17 protein-coding genes are annotated in these 16572 nt (G+C 64.1%); 8 read left to right on the top strand and 9 right to left on the bottom strand.

Annotation, left to right across the window (positions count from 1 at the left end; all coding sequences use genetic code 11):
• Positions 1 to 54: 54 nt before the first annotated feature.
• Both G3N59_RS35955 and G3N59_RS35950 read right to left on the bottom strand, forming a co-directional pair.
• Positions 55 to 732, bottom strand: a complete 678-nt coding sequence (locus G3N59_RS35955; protein ID WP_205987755.1) for a DsbA family oxidoreductase — start codon at positions 730 to 732, stop codon at positions 55 to 57.
• A 95-nt stretch (positions 733 to 827) separates the two neighbouring features.
• Complete coding sequence (locus G3N59_RS35950; RefSeq protein ID WP_205987754.1) at positions 828 to 1301, bottom strand: RidA family protein; 474 nt, start codon at positions 1299 to 1301, stop codon at positions 828 to 830.
• 183 nt (positions 1302 to 1484) lie between these two features.
• Here G3N59_RS35950 and G3N59_RS35945 point away from each other — a divergent pair, with 183 nt between their 5' ends.
• From G3N59_RS35945 to infA, 5 genes are all read left to right on the top strand, one after another.
• Positions 1485 to 2417, top strand: coding sequence for a LysR family transcriptional regulator (locus G3N59_RS35945; RefSeq protein WP_205987753.1), 933 nt, complete (start codon positions 1485 to 1487; stop codon positions 2415 to 2417).
• Positions 2418 to 2471: 54 nt separating this feature from the next.
• The gene (locus G3N59_RS35940; protein ID WP_205987752.1) at positions 2472 to 3569 is read left to right on the top strand and encodes a nitronate monooxygenase; all 1098 of its coding nucleotides are present in this window, start codon (positions 2472 to 2474) and stop codon (positions 3567 to 3569) included.
• A 291-nt stretch (positions 3570 to 3860) separates the two neighbouring features.
• Positions 3861 to 5465: a DNA-binding protein gene (locus G3N59_RS35935; RefSeq protein ID WP_205987751.1), complete on the top strand. Its 1605-nt coding sequence runs from the start codon at positions 3861 to 3863 to the stop codon at positions 5463 to 5465.
• 309 nt (positions 5466 to 5774) lie between these two features.
• Positions 5775 to 5978 carry a cold-shock protein gene (locus G3N59_RS35930; protein ID WP_065064791.1) on the top strand — a complete coding sequence of 68 codons (204 nt, stop codon included), beginning with the start codon at positions 5775 to 5777 and terminating at the stop codon, positions 5976 to 5978.
• A 371-nt stretch (positions 5979 to 6349) separates the two neighbouring features.
• The gene (gene infA / locus G3N59_RS35925) at positions 6350 to 6616 is read left to right on the top strand and encodes a translation initiation factor IF-1 (RefSeq protein WP_205987770.1); all 267 of its coding nucleotides are present in this window, start codon (positions 6350 to 6352) and stop codon (positions 6614 to 6616) included.
• A gap of 176 nt (positions 6617 to 6792) precedes the next feature.
• Here the strand turns inward: infA and G3N59_RS35920 are convergent, their stop codons facing one another.
• Both G3N59_RS35920 and G3N59_RS35915 read right to left on the bottom strand, forming a co-directional pair.
• Complete coding sequence (locus G3N59_RS35920) at positions 6793 to 7776, bottom strand: MDR family oxidoreductase (protein WP_205987750.1); 984 nt, start codon at positions 7774 to 7776, stop codon at positions 6793 to 6795.
• 66 nt (positions 7777 to 7842) lie between these two features.
• Positions 7843 to 8493: a TetR/AcrR family transcriptional regulator gene (locus G3N59_RS35915; protein ID WP_205987749.1), complete on the bottom strand. Its 651-nt coding sequence runs from the start codon at positions 8491 to 8493 to the stop codon at positions 7843 to 7845.
• A 176-nt stretch (positions 8494 to 8669) separates the two neighbouring features.
• Here G3N59_RS35915 and G3N59_RS35910 point away from each other — a divergent pair, with 176 nt between their 5' ends.
• Positions 8670 to 9302, top strand: coding sequence for a glutathione binding-like protein (locus tag G3N59_RS35910; RefSeq protein ID WP_205987748.1), 633 nt, complete (start codon positions 8670 to 8672; stop codon positions 9300 to 9302).
• A gap of 39 nt (positions 9303 to 9341) precedes the next feature.
• Here the strand turns inward: G3N59_RS35910 and G3N59_RS35905 are convergent, their stop codons facing one another.
• The 3 genes from G3N59_RS35905 to G3N59_RS35895 all read right to left on the bottom strand — a co-directional run bounded on the left by G3N59_RS35905 (position 9342) and on the right by G3N59_RS35895 (position 13699).
• Positions 9342 to 10868 carry a glycosyltransferase family 39 protein gene (locus G3N59_RS35905; RefSeq protein ID WP_205987747.1) on the bottom strand — a complete coding sequence of 509 codons (1527 nt, stop codon included), beginning with the start codon at positions 10866 to 10868 and terminating at the stop codon, positions 9342 to 9344.
• Between the two features lie 56 nt (positions 10869 to 10924).
• Positions 10925 to 11317, bottom strand: coding sequence for a GtrA family protein (locus G3N59_RS35900; protein ID WP_205987746.1), 393 nt, complete (start codon positions 11315 to 11317; stop codon positions 10925 to 10927).
• Between the two features lie 450 nt (positions 11318 to 11767).
• Positions 11768 to 13699: an SMP-30/gluconolactonase/LRE family protein gene (locus tag G3N59_RS35895; protein ID WP_205987745.1), complete on the bottom strand. Its 1932-nt coding sequence runs from the start codon at positions 13697 to 13699 to the stop codon at positions 11768 to 11770.
• Between the two features lie 542 nt (positions 13700 to 14241).
• Here G3N59_RS35895 and G3N59_RS35890 point away from each other — a divergent pair.
• Together G3N59_RS35890 and G3N59_RS35885 are read left to right on the top strand one after the other, a co-directional pair.
• On the top strand, positions 14242 to 15285 hold the full coding sequence (locus G3N59_RS35890; protein ID WP_205987744.1) for an AraC family transcriptional regulator: 1044 nt from the start codon (positions 14242 to 14244) through the stop codon (positions 15283 to 15285).
• 97 nt (positions 15286 to 15382) lie between these two features.
• Positions 15383 to 15730, top strand: coding sequence for a hypothetical protein (locus G3N59_RS35885; RefSeq protein ID WP_205987743.1), 348 nt, complete (start codon positions 15383 to 15385; stop codon positions 15728 to 15730).
• Here G3N59_RS35885 and G3N59_RS35880 read toward each other — a convergent pair.
• Together G3N59_RS35880 and G3N59_RS35875 are read right to left on the bottom strand one after the other, a co-directional pair.
• On the bottom strand, positions 15672 to 16028 hold the full coding sequence (locus tag G3N59_RS35880) for a DUF971 domain-containing protein (RefSeq protein ID WP_205987742.1): 357 nt from the start codon (positions 16026 to 16028) through the stop codon (positions 15672 to 15674). The genes G3N59_RS35885 and G3N59_RS35880 overlap by 59 nt on opposite strands.
• On the bottom strand, positions 16025 to 16572 hold a 548-nt coding region (locus G3N59_RS35875; RefSeq protein WP_205987741.1), incomplete at its 5' end, for a HEAT repeat domain-containing protein. The genes G3N59_RS35875 and G3N59_RS35880, both read right to left, overlap by 4 nt.

The following is a 16572-nucleotide window of genomic DNA, read 5'->3' as shown; positions in this document are numbered from 1 at the left end:
CGCCCGTCGCGGCTTCGTAGCGCCAGCTATCTGCGCTGACGCTGACTCTTGGTCTTACTCTTCGCCTTCCTCTTGCGGCTCCGCCAGAATCTGCCGGATTGCGTTTTCGAACGTTTCGACCGGCTGGCCGCCGTTGATCAGATATTGCTGATTGAACACGATGGCCGGCACCGACTGGATGCCCATCGCCTGCACCTGGGCTTCCTCGGCGCGCACTTCGTCGGCGAAAGCGTCGCTCTCCAGCACCGCGCGCGCGGCATCGGCGTCCAGGCCGACCGACTGGGCGGTCTGCACCAGGACGTCGTGGTTGCTCACGTCGAGGCAATCGCCGTGATAGGCGCGCAGCAGCGCCAGCTTGAACGAGAGCTGCTTGCCTTCGAGACCGGCCCACTGCAGCAGGCGATGCGCGTCGAAGGTGTTGTAGACCCGCGTGCGCGGGCCGAAAGCGAAGCCCACGCTGGCGCCGCGCTCGCGGATCGCTTCCTGGGTTTCGGCGATCTGTTCGGGCGTGCGGCCGTACTTCTTGCCGAGGTAGTCGACCAGCGAGGCGCCGCCCGCGGGCATATCGGGCGTCAGTTCGAAGGGATGCACGACAACGCGCGCGTCGACGGCATCGCCGAGGTTTTCAAGCGCACGTTGCAGCGACGCAAGACCGATCGCGCACCACGGACAGGCGATATCGGAGATGAAGTCGATTTGCAGCGGCTGGGCTGCGGGAGAGGCTTGGGACATGGTGGTTCCAGAAATGGGGCGCTGAGCGCATCCGGCGATTCTCTCACGCCGGCATGAAGCACGTGGCCGGCGGGTTGCGTCGTGCCTGCCCGCTGTCAAGCCGGTCGCAAAGAAGCGATCACCACCAGCGCGAGCGCCGCATTCGCGGGCAGTTGCGTCTGGGAAAACGCCGAGCGCGCGTGCCCGGCCTTGTCGCCCAGCACCTGCGCGAACAGTTCGGATGCGCCGTCGAGCACGGCCGGTTGATCGTAGAAACCGTCGGCGCTGCTCACGTGGCCCTCCACGCGCACGATGCGCTCCAGTCGTTCCAGTTGCGCCACGCCGCCTACGTGGCGCGCAATCTGCGCCAGCACGTTGAGCGCCGTTATGCGCGCCGCGGCGCGGCCGTCTTCGAGACTCAGGTCGCGCCCAATCTGCCCGCTGAAAGCCATCTTGCCGTTCACGAGCGGCACCTGGCCCGAGATGAACAGCAGGTTGCCGGCCTCGCTCACTGCCGTATAACTGCCGAGCGGCTGCGGCGCTTCGGGCAGCGTCAAGCCGAGTGCCTTGAGGCGGGTTTCGATCGTCATTCAGGGTTCCTCTTTTTGCTGCTTCAGATGCCACGCACTCTAGCCGTGACGACTCGCAGCAGCCAGCCCGCGCCGCGCATGGCTCTTTCAACGCCATGTAACAAGTCAAGTGCGGCGAGCGGGATTGATCGGCGCCTGGCTGCGGTTACCATGACGAACCGATGTCACGGCTGTCACGAATCCATGCAACGCAATTTCGACGATTTGTTACTGGGCAGCATCGAACTGTTCTGCCTTGCGGCCGAACTGGGCAGTTTCACGCTGGCGGCCACGCAGGCGAGCGTGACGCCCGCGGCGGTGAGCCGGTCGGTGGCGCGTCTGGAAGCGCGGCTCGGCGTGCGTCTGTTCGTGCGCACCACGCGCCAGATCCGTCTGACCGATGGCGGCCGGCGCTACTTCGAACAATGCCGCGACGCGCTCGCGCAACTCGTCGATGCCGAGCGCGAAGTCACCGGCCAGCAGACGACGCCCGCTGGCGTGCTGCGTATCAGCATGCCGACGCCGTATGGGCACTATCGCGTCCTGCCGCTGCTGGCGAGCTTTCGCGCGCGGTATCCGCAGGTGCAGGTGGAAACGCATCTGAGCAACCGCAACATCGATTTCGCCGATGAGGGCTTCGATCTGGCCATCCGCGGCCGCGCCCCCGACGATTCGAATCTCGTGGCGCGCAAGCTCGAAGACGCGGAACTGGTGATCGTCGGCACGGGCGCATATCTGAAGCGCGCAGGCAAGCCGCGCAGCATCGAGGATCTGCAGCATCACGAGTGTATTCAGTTCGAACTGCCCAGCAGCGGCCGACCTATTCCCTGGCTTTTCAACGAAGGCGGCAACGAACTCGAACTGGCCACTCAGGGCGGCTATGGCACCTCCGGCGACGTGCTGGCGGGCGTCACGCTCGCGCGGCACAGTGCGGGTCTGTTCCAGACCTACCGGTTTATCGTCGAAGACGATCTGGCGGCGGGGCGGCTCGTGGAAGTGTTGCCCGACAAGGGCGGCTGCTCGCGGCCGTTTTTCCTGCTGTATCCGCATGGCCGCTATCTGACGTCGCGGGTGCGGGTATTTGTCGACTTTCTGGTCGATCAGTTGGGCCCGAAGCCAAAACGGCGCACGCGCTAGCATGCCGCGCGCTTAACGCACGAGTAACGAACGAGTAACGAACGAGGTGTATCGATGAACGCAATGCCCATCCGCCTGCTCGACAGGCTCCAGATGACCCGTCCGATCGTGCAGGCGCCGATGGCCGGCGTCAGCACGCCTGCGCTGGCCGCCGCCGTGTCGAATGAGGGCGGCCTCGGCTCGCTGGGCATCGGCGCGATGAATGTCGAAACCGCGCGCAAGACGCTGCGCGAAACCCGCGCGCTGACCAGCCGGCCGTTCAACGTCAACGTGTTCTGCCACCGGCCGGCGCGCGTCGATGCCGATGTCAACCGCCACTGGACCGAGTGGCTCGCGCCGCGTTTTGCGCAGTTCGGCGTGCAGCCGCCCGCATCGCTCAAGGAAATCTACGTGAGCTTCGTCGACGATGCCGCGATGCTGGCGATGTTGATCGAGGAGCGTCCGGCGGTGGTGAGTTTCCACTTCGGCTTGCCGCCGCAAGCGGCCATCGACGCGCTGCATGCCGCCGACATTCTGCTGTTCGCCACCGCGACCAACCCGGACGAAGCCGCGCAGGCCGTGGCGGCGGGCGTGGATGCGCTGGTCGCGCAAGGCATCGAGGGCGGCGGTCATCGCGGCGTGTTCGACCCCGACGCACGCGACCCGCTGCTCGGCACCTTCGCGCTCACGCGGCTGCTGGCGACGCGCTTCGACGTGCCGGTCGTGGCGGCGGGCGGCATCATGGACGGCGCGGGCATTGCGGCGGCGCTGGCACTCGGCGCGCAGGCCGCGCAACTGGGCACGGCCTTCGTCGCGAGCCCGGAGACCGCCATCGACGATGGCTACCGGCGCGCACTGATTGGCGACGGCGCGCGGCTCACCACCTTCACGTCGGCAATATCGGGCCGGATGGCGCGCGGCCTCGTGAACCGGTTCACGGAATTGGGCGAGCTGGCGGACAAACCGGCGGTGCCTGCGTATCCCGTCGCCTACGATGCGGGCAAGGCGCTCAACGCGGCTGCGAAGGCGCACGGCGAAGCGGGCTACGGCGCGCAATGGGCAGGGCAGGCGGCGACGCTCGCCCGCGCATTGCCGGCCGCCGAGTTGGTGCGCACGCTGCAGCGAGAAACCGAAGCCGCGCTGGCCGACCTGCGTGCCCGGATTGCTGGTTGAAATGCGGCAGGTTGAACTGCGGCTAGCCGAACTGCGGCGGGTTGAACTCTGGAACCGGTATTTCAGCGGTTAAAATCGTCCGGTGCGCAATCGTCTTGCGACCCTTATAGGTTGGTCGCTACCGGGTTGCGCGTCTATCGGGCGAATAGCTCCCTGTAAACCCGGCTTTTCGGCCGATCAAGCAGGCGGCCGTTCCCGGACAATCATTCGTATTGCGGGGGTGATACTGCGCCCACCCACCGATCGGCGAACGGTCTTCGCCACTCTTACTTACGCGTTATTGAGGCAGATATGTCTAGCAGCATTGCGATCACGGACGAACTCGTTGCGGAAATTGCGGACCGGATGGCTGAAGAAGGTCAGACGGTCTCGCCTGTGGCCATCTGGTCCGAAGTCCACACCGGATCGGTGGTGTCCGTCGCTGCGTCGCTGCGCAAGTGGCGCGAAGCGCGTGCTCCGCGCCCGCAGCAGGTCATCGAGCGTCCGGCTTTGCCCGCGACCGTGACCGACACGATGCGCGACGCGCTCGACCGCCTCTGGACGTCCGCGCAGGACGAGGCTGAACGCGCGGTCGCGCGCCGCCTGGCGTCGATGCGCCAGCGCGTCGACGATGCGTGCAGCGAACGCGACGACGCACTGTCGGAATTGCAGAACACGGTTCAGGAACTGGATTCGTTGCAGGTCCAGCTCGACCGCCTGACGGCGGCCCAGGACGCCAAGGTCGATTCGACCTCGGGCCTGGAAGACGATATCGCGCAGGCCGTCCAGCGTACCGACGCCGCTGAAAAGCGCGCGCAGGAACTGGTCGAACGCGTGGAACAGCTCGAAGCGGATCTGGCGCGCGCACTCGAAGAACTGGCGCAGGAGCGAGCCGCACGCGAAGCGGCTGTGGCAGAAGCCGAAGCGGCTGCTGCGGCGGCTGCAGAAGCTGCCGCAGCGGTCGAAGCCGCGGCCGCGGAAGCCGCCGCTGTTGCTGAAGCTGCCGCTGCGGAAGCGGCTGCGCGGGAAGCCGCTGCTGCTGAAGCGGCAGCGCAGGAAGCTGTGCCGCAGGAAGGCGAGGAAATCGCGCAAAGCGTCGCTCACGACGCCATCGACGAAGAAGCGCTGCGCGCAGAGTACGACGCGAAAGCCGACGCAAAGGCCGAGGCAGCCGCCGCAGCCGCGCGTGAAGAGCACGAATCGCAACGCACGGCGCTCGAAGCCTCGCACGCCGAAGCGGTCACGCGCCTCGAAGGCGAGCTGGAAGCGATCCGCGTCGCCCTGCAGGCAGAGCAGGAAGCGCACGCAGCCCAGCGCGAAGCGATCGGCGACGCCCATGCAGCACGCGACGCCGCGGCGCTCGAACTGCAGATGGCGCAGGCTCAGGTCACCAATCTGACGAACGAGCGCGACGCGGGCGCGACGGAAATCGCCCGCCTGTCGGCCAGCCTGACCGAAGTGCAGGAACACGCGGCCGAACTCGTCGCGCAGAGCATGGCGGCCGGCGAGAAGGTCGAGCACGAAGCGGCAGCGCCGACGGGTCTCGACGAAGAAGCCGTCGAAGCCCTGAAGAGCCAGTTCGCGCAGGAAGCGCAAGTGCAGGCAGCGGCCATCGCCGAAGCGCACGACAACCTGAAGAAGTGGTCCGATTACGCCAACAACCTGAAGCAGCAACTGGTGCAGGCCAACGAAAAGATGATGCTCGTGCATGCGCGCGGCGTGGGCGAAGCCTCGCTGAGCCGCCGTCTGGCGACCGAACTCGGCGAGATCAGCCCCGAGAACGATCTGCTGCGTAAGGAAGTCCAGCAGCGCGTGATCGTCGAAACGATGAGCGCCCAGCTCGGTCAGCAGGGCTATCACTACGACGTGAGCACCGGCGCGGTCACGAAGGCGAACGTGGAAAACGCCACGGCGTAAGGCTTTAACACGTGGTCAGGCGAAGGTCTGCGCGACTTTCGTCGTACAAAACGCGCGGCTGAGCCGCGCGTTTTCCGCTTTATGGGGGCTCTTTCGTCCGGCAACGCCCTGCGTCCTTTGCGCCGGGGCTGACGAAACTGCTTGACGGGCCTCCAGATAGCGCGTATGTTCACCAAGATAATCTTTCAGCTGTGTCTGCTCATCAATCGCCGCTACTCGCGGCTTTCGTTGACCTCTACCGCTTGAGCCTGATTTGAATTCGCCCTGTCCAGGTGCGAGTGTTTTTATTTGTTTTTTGAGGATTTTTTAGTGGAAACCGGTACCGTCAAATGGTTTAACGACAGCAAGGGCTTTGGCTTCATCACTCCGGACAAGGGCGGCGACGATCTGTTCGCTCACTTCTCGGAAGTGCGTGGCACGGGCTTCAAGACCCTGGCAGAAGGCCAGAAGGTCAGCTACGAAACCAAGCGTGGTCCTAAGGGCCTCCAGGCTTCGAACATCACCCCGCTGTAAGGTGTTTGCATCGCGCCGGCCCAGCCTTTGAGGTTTTCCTCTCAGGCAATCAGGCGGCGCGATTGCCCTGTCTCAGACCGTGGCACTTCGGTGCCACGCGTATCTTGTGCGTGTTCTTGCGCACGTGTTCTCTGCGCTCGCAGTCGGATCACGTCGCCCGCATACGCGCCCGATGTTTGTCTCCGCGGTTGGGTCCAGGTCAATGCTGGCGATCCGTTCCCCGGTTGGCTCATCAAGAGCACAAGTTGCCCGGCATCGGCGAAATTTGACACGCTTCTGGGGTTCCCGGAATCAGTCGAAAGTGGCTCGCCATTGGGCAATGGACTGCGCGTCTCGTGGACGCGGCATTGGAAATTTCTGGAGGAATGGATTTGGCGAAGGAAGAGTTGCTTGAACTCGACGGCGTTGTCGACGAAGTGCTGCCGGACAGCAAATATCGCGTCACGCTCGAAAACGGCGTGGTCGTGAATGCATACGCATCGGGTCGTATGCGCAAGAATCACATCCGTATTATTGCTGGCGACCGGGTCACGCTCGAGTTGTCGGTCTACGATCTGACGAAGGGTCGTATCAACTTCCGTCACAAGGACGGTTCGTCCGGTGGTGCGCAGCCGCGCCCCGGTATGCGTCGCCGGTAATAGCCGGCTGGATTGCTCGCCGACGCCTTCGGGCGTGTTCTCGTGCGCGCCCCGTGGCGCAGCGTGAGCGCGGGCGATCCTGGATGGCCTGTCCTGGATTGGCCTGTCTTTAGCGTCCTTCACGAGTCTCCGCGAAGGACCGCTTCAACGTTGCATGCGTGCCGCTTCAGGCGCGCTCAGCGATTCACATCGACGACGATACGTCCGCGCACGCGCCCATCGAGCAGATCGTGCGCGGCCGGAATCGCCGCGTCGAGCCCGACTTCCTGCGTAAGCGTATCGAGCATGGCCAGATCGAATGTCTCGGCCAAAGCCTGCCAGGCCTGCTGACGCTCGGCGAAAGGACGCGTCACGCTGTTCACGCCCAGCAGGCTCACGCCACGCAGGATAAACGGCGCGACCGTGGCGGGAAGCTCCATGCCTTGTGCGAGGCCGCAGGCGGCCACGGCGCCATCCGCGCGCAGGCTTGCGCAGACATTGGCGAGCGTATGACCGCCGACCGAATCGACGGCCGCCGCCCAGCGTTCCTTTTGCAAAGGCTTGCCGGGCGCGGAAAGCGTCGCGCGATCGATGACTTCGGCGGCGCCCAGTTGCTGCAGGTAGGCGGTTTCGTTGAGCTTGCCGGTTGATGCCACCACGCGATAGCCGCGCCGCGCGAGCAGGGCGATCGCAAAACTGCCAACACCGCCACTTGCGCCTGTCACGAGCACATCGCCCTGATCGGCGCGAATACCGTAACGTTCGAGCGCGAGCACGCATAGCATGGCCGTGTAGCCCGCGGTGCCCACCGCCATCGCCTGTCGTGCGGTGAGGCCTTTGGGCAACGGAATCAGCCAGTCGCCGCGCACGCGCGCCTTTTGGGCGAGCCCGCCCCAATGCTGTTCGCCCACGCCCCAGCCGTTGAGCACGACCGCATCGCCCACGGCGTAGCGCGGATCGTCGCTATGCGCGACCACGCCCGCGAAGTCGATGCCCGGCACCATCGGAAAGCTGCGCACGACCGGGCCTTTGCCCGTGATCGCGAGTCCGTCCTTGTAGTTCAACGTGCTGTACTGCACATCGACGAGTACGTCGCCTGCGGGCAGACTCGCTTCGTCGATTTCGGTCACTTTCGCCGAATATATTTCGGATTCCTTCTCAATGAGAATGGCTTTGAACATGGTGTGTCTCGCGTGTTGATTCAACGGTGAGCGAGCCGGAACGCAAGGCGCCCGGCTGAAGAGGGATTATTGCGGCCGGGCCGTGCAGCCAAGCCCGGCGATGAAGCCGCGAAAAAACGTGTCGAGCGGTGCCGCATCGCGCACGACCCGCGCGCGCAGCACAGCGCCTTCCCAGCCAATCCAGAAGAACGCGGCCAATGCGTCGAGATCGGCATCGCTGGCGACGTGGCCTTCGCGCTGGGCATCGGCGAGACACGCGCGCACGCGCGCCTGCCAGCCTTGCAGCGCGGCCTCCAGCCGTGTGCGGTAGTCCTCGGGCAGGATGCCCACCTCCAGTCCCAGATTGCCGACCAGGCAGCCGCGCGTGTAGTCGTAGCGCGCCATGCCGGTTTTGGCGTTCTCGACGAAGGCGGCGAGGCGATCCAGCGCGGGCTGTGTATCGTCGATCAGCCAGCGGTCGAGCATCGCGCAGAAATAGGCGTCGTAAGCGTCCATCAGCGCACGGCCGAACGCTTCCTTGCTGTCGAAGTAGTGATAGAACGAGCCCTTGGGAATGCCGGCGAGCTTGAGCACGGTGTCGAGGCCCGTGGCGGCGAAACCCTGGCTCGTCAGCAGTTCCATGCCCGCGCGAATCAGCATGTCGCGCGTGTCGCCGTGCGCGCGCGGATCTCTAGGCGGGCGTCCGCGACGAGGCTTGAGGGTGGGGTTGGTGTCCATGCGATGGATATTAGACCGATCGTCTCTAAAATTCAAGTCTGCTATTTTCGCGCGAAAATCGCGTCCCTCGGTATACCTTTTGTGCCTACCCCACAAACTTCTTCCTTCTTCAATTTTTCCCGCGACTGCGCGATAGTGCGGCCTGCACCTCGCACCTGGAAACATGAAGGAAATCCATGAAGCTCTATCACGCACCCGGCAGTTGTTCTCAAGCAGTCCATATTGTTTTACTCGAAGCCAACCTGGACGCGGAACTGGTCGAAGTCGATGCACGTCGCCATGTGATCAAAGGCGGCGGAGACTATTACGAAATCACGCCACTGGGCTACGTTCCGCTGCTCGTGCTCGACGACGGCACCGTGTTACGCGAAGGCCCGGTCATCGCGCAATATCTCGCCGATCTGAAACCTCAAAGCGCTCTCGCGCCCGCACACGGAACGATGGCGCGTTATCGGCTGCAGGAGTGGCTGAATTTCCTCACATCGGAAATTCACAAGGGGTTTATACCGCTGCTCTATGCGGTGGCTGCGGGGAAATATGTCGACACGGCGCGGCCCAAACTGCTTGCGCGCTTCAAGTGGCTCGACCAGCAACTCGAAGGCAAGCGCTATCTCATGGGCGAAACATTCACGCTAGCCGATGCCTATCTATTCGCGCTGACCGGCTGGGCCAAGGCCACCTGGATAAAATCCGTCTATCACGCCGATATCGACTTGAGCGGCTTTGAGAATCTGCAACGCTGGTACGAGGGCGTGCGAGCGCGGCCCTGCGTTCAGACGGTGTTGGCGAGAGAAGGTCTCGCCGATTGAACCCGTCGCGCAGACTGCGCTGCGCGACGGCGCGAACATTTACCGATCCGGCGCGACCACGAAGAACACATACTGGCGCGCGGCCAGCTCACGTCCCCACGCGTGCTTGTGCACCGTGACCGGATCGGGTTGCTCGCCGGTGATCCAGCGCGCCTGCACGATGCAGGGCACGTCGTTCGCGCGGCACACGAACAGGGCGCCGTGTCGATCCAGTTCGCCAAGTTGCAGCCACGGCGTCGTCTGCGGCTCGCCCATGCTCCAGAACTGCGTGTGCCCGTGGCTATAAAAAGCCACGGATTGCGCTTCGTGGACCGATCCCGCCACGCTCGGCACGTCGCTGCCAAAGCGCTCCTTCCACATGTCCTGCGCGGCGGCCGCGAGTTCGGCGCGCGGTTCGGCGGCGGCGTCGCTGTTGTGACGCGCGCCCAGGTAGCCAACCGTCGTCGTCGCCGCGAGCACGATCAGCCAGTAGCCGCCCAGCACGCGCACGGCGCGCGCCGGTTCGAGCCGGATGCCGGCGCGATGCAGCACGGTCAGCCACAACGGCGCGACGGCGAACCACTGCGCCATGCCCCAGACCGAGGCCATCTGCGTGCGAGCGGCGCACGCGATCAGGCCGACGGCGAACAGCGGGGCAAGCGTGAGCCACCAGAGGTCGGGACACATCGACGGTTTGACGATACTGGCGGCCATCAGCTTTGCCGCTTCGCCGCGGCGCTTGCGCACCATCAGCAGCAAGGCGACGAAGCTCAGCGCCAGGTAGCCGATCTGCGCGAGCGTGTAGATGCCGAAGCGGCCGATCGCGGCGGCGAAGGTTCCGCCCGTGCGTTTGTCGGCGTAAGCGAAGGTGGGGAAGTGATTGACCACGAGCCAGTGCACGTGCGGTGCGAGCACGGCCGCGAACGCGGCGGCAACCAGCAGCGTGCGCCAGTCGATCAGGCGCGCGCGCCAGTCGGGCCGCGCGAGTGTCGCGAAAGCCAGTGCGAGCAGCAGCACAATCGAGAAATACTTGCCTAGCACCGCCGCTGCGGCAAGCGCGCCGAGCGCCAGCGCCGATACCCAGCCGCGCGTTTGCATGTAGCGCACGAAAAAGTACGCGGCCCACGGCCAGATGGAAAGCAGCACCGAATTCGCGTTGAATTTGATCGCGAGGTTCGAGTACAGCGGCGAGACGGCCATCGCCACGCCGGCCAGCAGCGCGAGGCGGCGCGGCACGAAGCGCCCGGCCAGCGCGACGATGCCGAACAGTCCTGCCATCGCGTTCAGCGACGACAGCGCGAAATAAGCGATGTCGGTATGCGGAAACACGCGGAACCACGCCGCCGTGATCCATGCGAACAGTGGCGGATGCTTGGCGTAACCGGCCTGCCATTCGATGCCCCAGGCGTAGTTCTCGATCATGTCGCCCGGGGTGTCGAGATTGCTGCTGGCGAGCCAGGCGCCCAGGGTCCAGACGAGTGCGTGCAGCGGCAGCAGCCAGAGCAGCAGGCCCAGCTCGCCGGACTTGCTTTGCCGCGTGCGGGCCGCGGTGGGTAGGGACAGCTCCAGGGTGGAAGTATCGGACATCGATGATTCGCAGTGCAGGAAGAGGGTGATGGGCGCGCGGCGCTCGGGTGCGGCGCTCAGGTGCGGCGCGTCTGGAAGGTCCAGAGCGAATTGGCGCTATAGGTGAGGATCAGGACGCAGCCCGTGGTCGCGCATTGCGCAAGCAGCCAGCCGATCCCGAGCAGATGGATCAGCACGTACATGAGCGCGCTATTGAGCGCGACGCCCACTGCGGCGACCGCGAAGAAACGCGGCGCGGCTTCGCGGTGCGAACGCGTGGCGCGAAACGTCAGGCGGTAGTTGAGGCCGTAATTGACGATGGCTCCGGCGATCGCGCCAAGCGCCGATGCCACCACCGCACCGCAGGCGTGAATCAGCACGAGCGCGCTGAGCACGCCGTACTGCACAGCGGTGCCGGCCGCGCCCACGCACGTATAGCCGACGAAGCGCCGGATCTGGGCGAACGTCATGCGGCGCGCCGGTAGGGCCGGACGCTGGCAAACATGGCGCGTGCGCCGTCGCGCCATTCAATCATGGCGTTCTTCAATCCTGCGATTCGCTCATCCTGACTCACTGCGGAGGGGAGGTACGGTCGTGCAAAGATAGTGGGGATCATTTTTTTTCTCAGGCAGGGTCGGACGCCCTTTTCTGGCGATCCGGCGCAGTGCGCCGGACCACGGTGTATTGTCTGCTTTAGCCCAACAGTTCCATGACCGCCTTCGACGGACGATCTTATATGGCACCGATATATCGGCACCTGCGCCGAAAAATGAAGTCTTGACGACGGCATGGGCAGTTCAAGCGCCGAATTCTACCCTGGGCTGAAGTCGATCAAGTGTGCTTTATCGTGCGCCCGGCGACCGATGCGCAGTCAATAAAATCAAACACCTACATCGATAAAACATCAGCAGACGAATGCCTTACGGCATCCACCGATGCACGATCACGCTGGTGCCGTTGTAATTGTCTTTCGTGATCACGTATTCGCCGTTCGAGCGCAGGTAGGCGCGCAGTCCGTACATCGAATCGACGTCGTTGCCCACGTCCACCGTGCCCGGGTTCGCGTTGGTCAGCGTGGTGACGAGCTGGCCGCTCGTCAGGTTGTAGACGTCGATGTTGGGCACCGTATGCACATAGCCGACAAACAGATAATTGCCCGCTGCCGCAATCGATTTCGGATTCGCGCTGGTGAGCGTGATGACGGGGCTCGGCTTGCTGATATTGCCGGCCGCCCAGCCGTGATAGACCTCGATATAGCCGTTCATCGCGGTCCAGTCCCAGTTGCCGGCGAGACCTTGCGCGAGAATCATCGTGTCGGTTTCCGGCTGATAGACGATGCGCGCGGTGGGCCGCACGCTTTCGGGCGTCGAGGTCGTCACAGCCGGTCCCCATGACGGTTTGCCGTTGCCGTCGAAGCCGGTGAGCGGGTAGTGATAGATGTGATTGGTGCGATCGAGTCCGGCCCAGATATCGCCCTTGTTGTCGAGGCAGAAGCCACCGGTGACCTGCAGCGCCGTGTTGAACGCGGCGCCGGGCAGCGCGGCATCGGGAATCGCGATATACCCGCTGGCGGTATTGAAGTGATAGAAATAAAAAATACCGGGGTTTTGCCCGGATGCCACGAGTATGCGGTTGCCGCCCACCGTCACGAGCTGGCCGAAATGTTCGTCGCGCTGCGTGTCGTTCATGTTCAGGCGCGGATCGTTCGGGTACGTGAACGGGTCGACCGTATTGGCGACGAAGCTACCGCCCGCCGTGCCCGTGAAAATATCGGTGCCGCTATAGAAAAGCGTGGCGTCGGTGAGCGGATCGGGCGCGGCCACGCCTTCGAAATTGAGCGCCTGCAGCTTGTAGAGCAGTGTGCCTGCCGCGTTATAGGCGTGGATATCGGTGCCGCCGTTGCGGCCCAGATCCCAGCCGCCGCCCCAGGGATTGTTGAGCACATAGAGATTGCCCGCACTGTCCTTGCCGATGCCGGTAATGCGCGTGAAGCGCTTGTCGCCCACTTGGCCCTTGATGCCGCTCGTGGCGTCCAGATAGCCGCCTGTCACGCCGAAGGTGCCCGTCAATGCAGGCGCACCGGAAAGGCTATAGAGCTTGATGTTCTGGTCCGGGCCTTCGTCGCCCACCATCAGCAGACCGGTCGAGGCATCGAAATACAGCGCCGAAGGTTGCGCGCCCGCTGGCATCTGGACGGTCTGCAATGGCGCGCCCGCCGCGCTGAATTCGCTGATCGTGCCTGCGCTCTTTTGCGCGACCCAGAGATTGCCCGCGCTATCGATGGCGAGCGCGCCGGGGCTTTTGATCGATATGTCGCGTTGCCAGACGCCGTCGGTGGTGAACGCGCGCACGCGGTTGGCGATGAAGTCGCTGGCGTAAAGCGTGGAGCCGGCGGTGGCGAGGCCGGTGATGGCGTCGGCGCGGCTGACCTTGTTCCAGACGCTCACGTTGATGGTGAGATCGCGCGTGCCATCCGCGCGGTTGTAGCGCCCGACCGTGCCGCTGCCGAACGAGGTGCCCGACTGCAGAACCGCGAAAATCGACGTGGTATTGCCGGTGATGGCGCCGCCCTGGAATTCGTCGTGAATGCCGATCGAGCCCAGGCTTTTGCCATTCTGGTAAATAGCGACGCCGCCTTCGTTTTCGTCCCAGAACGAGGCGGTATACACGACCCCTTCGGGCGAGACCCACATCGAACGCGCGCCGTTGCCGACATGCGCGGCGAGCGTGCCGTAAGTATTGGCGAGCCAGTCGGTGGTGTATTGCTGCGCGGGCGCAACAGGTGAAAAAAGGGCGAGGGCTGCGGCCGAAAGCAGCGTGACCTGAATAGTGCGCGTGCGCCTGGAAAACATGGAGCAAACTCCTGATGCCGTCATTCAATGCGGCGATGAGAGTGAAAGTGGACAAAAGCAGAAACTACGTCGCGCGATGCAGTGCGCGGCCCGTTCGCGAGCAAGCGCCGTGCCGCCATGCAAGGTGAATGCAAACGTTTGCCCTGCACGCCATGCGCGTTGAATTCGCGCACGCACGCGCGCGGCTTCGCGCATGCATGACGGATCGAAATATTTTTTCAGGTCGATCCGCAAACGGCGCGAGCTTGAATCGGCACGCATGAAAAGCGGTTTTTTCGTGCACGTCATGCACTTTTTTTGTACGCTTTGCCATTCGATTTACCGGTGATGCCTGTCATCTCGGCGTCACGGGAAATTGCCTGGTATCACTAACGAATGGCAACGTCGAGAACCGGTGCGCGGCGCTGTCGCATTTCCGACCTGATTCGTCGTGCATTATTGTCAAAAGTCCGCCTTGCTCTATCATGATCTGGGTATAGGCCGGCGTTCAAAACTCAAACCGGGTTGCACGGATGACCCGAATCCACGCGCGAGACCACGGCATGGCGAATTCGAGCACGCACTACCAGGATTTACCGATCCGCAGCGATGCATTACAGCGCCGCGCGCTCGCGCATCAGCATTTCGACGTGCTGAATCTGCCGGTAGGCCGCCAGTTGCTCGCGTGGCGCGAGCGCATGGGTTCGGTCACCGATGTGGTGCCTTCGCGGGATGAAGTGGAGCGGCCGTTTCGCGCCTCGATCGATCGTTACGACGTGGGCGAATTCATGTTCGCCGATTGCTATACGGACCCGCTGACGCTCGACCGCACGATCGCACGTATTTCGCGCGATAACGTGCGCAGCGTGGTGTTTCATCTTTTCGTCGACGGCACGGGTAAAGGCGTGCTTACGCATACGGCGAAGCGTAGCGGCGTGGAAATCGATTGCGGCATTCTCGCGGTCGATCTCGATCATCCCGTGCGCCTCGTGCGCGACGCCTGCCGCCATATCACCATCTTCGTGCCCGGCGTGCGTCTCGGGCAGGTCTTCCCCGATCCGGGCGCATTGCACGGTCGCCTGCTTTCGCCGCAGATGCCGCTCGTGCGCTATCTGGTGGGGCGCGCCGTGTCGCTGGCGGCGCATATGCCGTTTCTGGCGGCAGAGCGCGCATACGACGAAGTGAGCGAAATCGTCGATCTGCTTCTGGAAGCTTACGGCGAAGAGGCGGGCATCAAGGGCGGCCAGCGCGCCACCGCGCGGGCGCTTGCGTTCGACGGCGCACGGCGTTATGTGCGTACCCATCTCGCCGATGCGGACCTCACGCCGGAGCAGGTCGTGAGTTCGCTCGGGCTGTCGCGGCCGTCGTTGTACCGGCTGTTTCAGCACGAGGGCGGCCTGGGAGCGTATATTCGCCACTTACGCCTGCGCACGGCGGCCAGCGAACTCGTGGCGTTTCCTGGCCTCGCGGTGCAGGACATCGCTTATGCGGTGGGTTTCAAGAGCGCTTCCGACTTTACGCGCGCGTTTCGGCGCGCGTATGGCGTCGCGCCGCAGGAAATGCGCCACGACGTGCGTGCGGTGCCGGACAAAGCCAGCCAGCTTTAACCAGGCGGCGGCTGATCCGATGCACAATGCGTTCTTTGCTTGCTTTTGCGATGTCCGGTCATAGCTATGGAGCCTATGTCTGGAAACGAGGGACAGCATGCCAGTGAAAACGGAATTTATCGAAGCGAGCAGTGCCCGCCCGGAATTGCTCTGTTATCTCGTGGCGATCGCCGCGTCGTCATACGCGCTGACGCAGGAATGGCGCGTCGACCATGTGGTGTCGTGCTGCCGCGAATGGCTGCAAAAAGCCGGTGCGACCATGCACTGGCTCGATCGCGTGCGTCTGGGCCAGCTTGCGCTGAAGATTGCCAGCCGCGATCTGCTGGGCGCCGGGATCGCCGTGCGGCTTTCGAGTGTATCGGTGCTGTTTACCGCCGAAATGGAACTCAATGAGGCATCGACCATGGTGCAGCGGATGATGTCGCTGTGCCAGGAAGCGTTGTAAGCACGTTTGCAAGCGCGTCGGCCTGGAAATTTTCGAGCCAGCTCCATGGATAAATGCCACGATCGTGGCCGTCGCTGAACACAAGCTGCACGCCATAGCCCATCGGCGCAATGCCGGTGAGAAGCAGATCCGCCGGGAACGCTTCACGCGCCTGACTGCCCCGCAAACGCGCCGCACGGCAATATCCGCACGGGCAGGCCGCGCGCAGTGCATTCAGCGCCACGCGCTGATGAACGCCATCGGGCCAAACCAGCACGAGCGTGCTGCCTTCGCTACGTAATTCCGCCGGCACTTTCATGATGTGCGGCCTTCGACTTGCTGCAAGGCGATGCGCACGGCCTTGCGGACTTCGGGATCACGATCTTCCAGCGCCGCCTGCAATAGCGCGATGCTCGCGGGCGCGCCGATTTCGCCTAGCGCCAAGGCCGCTTCCTTGCGCAGATTGCTGATCGAATGCGTCAGCAGCGCGCCGATGGCAGCAGCGGCTTGTGGATCGGCGAGACGCCCGAGCGCGCGTGTCGCGCGCAGACGCACTTGCCAGTAATCGTCGGCGAGGGCGGTCACGAGCGCATCGCGCGCCGCATGGCTGCGCAGCTTGCCGAGCGTTGTCGCCGCTTCTTCGCGCACCTGCCAGTCGGCGTCGCCTAGCGCGTGAAGGAGTGCGGGCGCGGCGTGGGCATCGTCGGGCGCCGCGAAGCCGAGCGCGCCCGCCGCCGCGTGGCGCACCGGCACTTGCGCATCGGTTGCCAGCAACGCCGAGAGCGGAGCGAGCGCGCGCGCGTCCTTGAGCCAGCCGAGCACGGCCACGGCTTCGAGGCGCACTTGCGCATCGGCGTCGTTCA

It is taken from the genome of Paraburkholderia sp. Ac-20340, assembly GCF_017104965.1.
Taxonomy (GTDB): domain Bacteria; phylum Pseudomonadota; class Gammaproteobacteria; order Burkholderiales; family Burkholderiaceae; genus Paraburkholderia.
The sequence above is the reverse complement of the archived record's forward strand: the minus strand, read 5'-3'. Positions and strand labels throughout refer to the sequence as shown.

Bases quoted from the DNA above. Each gene is read 5' to 3' on its own strand.
- G3N59_RS35955 (WP_205987755.1), bottom strand. From the start codon at position 732: ATGTCCCAAGCCTCTCCCGCAGCCCAGCCGCTGCAAATCGACTTCATC.
- G3N59_RS35950 (WP_205987754.1), bottom strand. From the start codon at position 1,301: ATGACGATCGAAACCCGCCTCAAGGCACTCGGCTTGACGCTGCCCGAA.
- G3N59_RS35945 (WP_205987753.1), top strand. From the start codon at position 1,485: ATGCAACGCAATTTCGACGATTTGTTACTGGGCAGCATCGAACTGTTC.
- G3N59_RS35940 (WP_205987752.1), top strand. From the start codon at position 2,472: ATGAACGCAATGCCCATCCGCCTGCTCGACAGGCTCCAGATGACCCGT.
- G3N59_RS35935 (WP_205987751.1), top strand. From the start codon at position 3,861: ATGTCTAGCAGCATTGCGATCACGGACGAACTCGTTGCGGAAATTGCG.
- G3N59_RS35920 (WP_205987750.1), bottom strand. From the start codon at position 7,776: ATGTTCAAAGCCATTCTCATTGAGAAGGAATCCGAAATATATTCGGCG.
- G3N59_RS35915 (WP_205987749.1), bottom strand. From the start codon at position 8,493: ATGGACACCAACCCCACCCTCAAGCCTCGTCGCGGACGCCCGCCTAGA.
- G3N59_RS35910 (WP_205987748.1), top strand. From the start codon at position 8,670: ATGAAGCTCTATCACGCACCCGGCAGTTGTTCTCAAGCAGTCCATATT.
- G3N59_RS35905 (WP_205987747.1), bottom strand. From the start codon at position 10,868: ATGTCCGATACTTCCACCCTGGAGCTGTCCCTACCCACCGCGGCCCGC.
- G3N59_RS35900 (WP_205987746.1), bottom strand. From the start codon at position 11,317: ATGACGTTCGCCCAGATCCGGCGCTTCGTCGGCTATACGTGCGTGGGC.
- G3N59_RS35895 (WP_205987745.1), bottom strand. From the start codon at position 13,699: ATGTTTTCCAGGCGCACGCGCACTATTCAGGTCACGCTGCTTTCGGCC.
- G3N59_RS35890 (WP_205987744.1), top strand. From the start codon at position 14,242: ATGGCGAATTCGAGCACGCACTACCAGGATTTACCGATCCGCAGCGAT.
- G3N59_RS35885 (WP_205987743.1), top strand. From the start codon at position 15,383: ATGCCAGTGAAAACGGAATTTATCGAAGCGAGCAGTGCCCGCCCGGAA.
- G3N59_RS35880 (WP_205987742.1), bottom strand. From the start codon at position 16,028: ATGAAAGTGCCGGCGGAATTACGTAGCGAAGGCAGCACGCTCGTGCTG.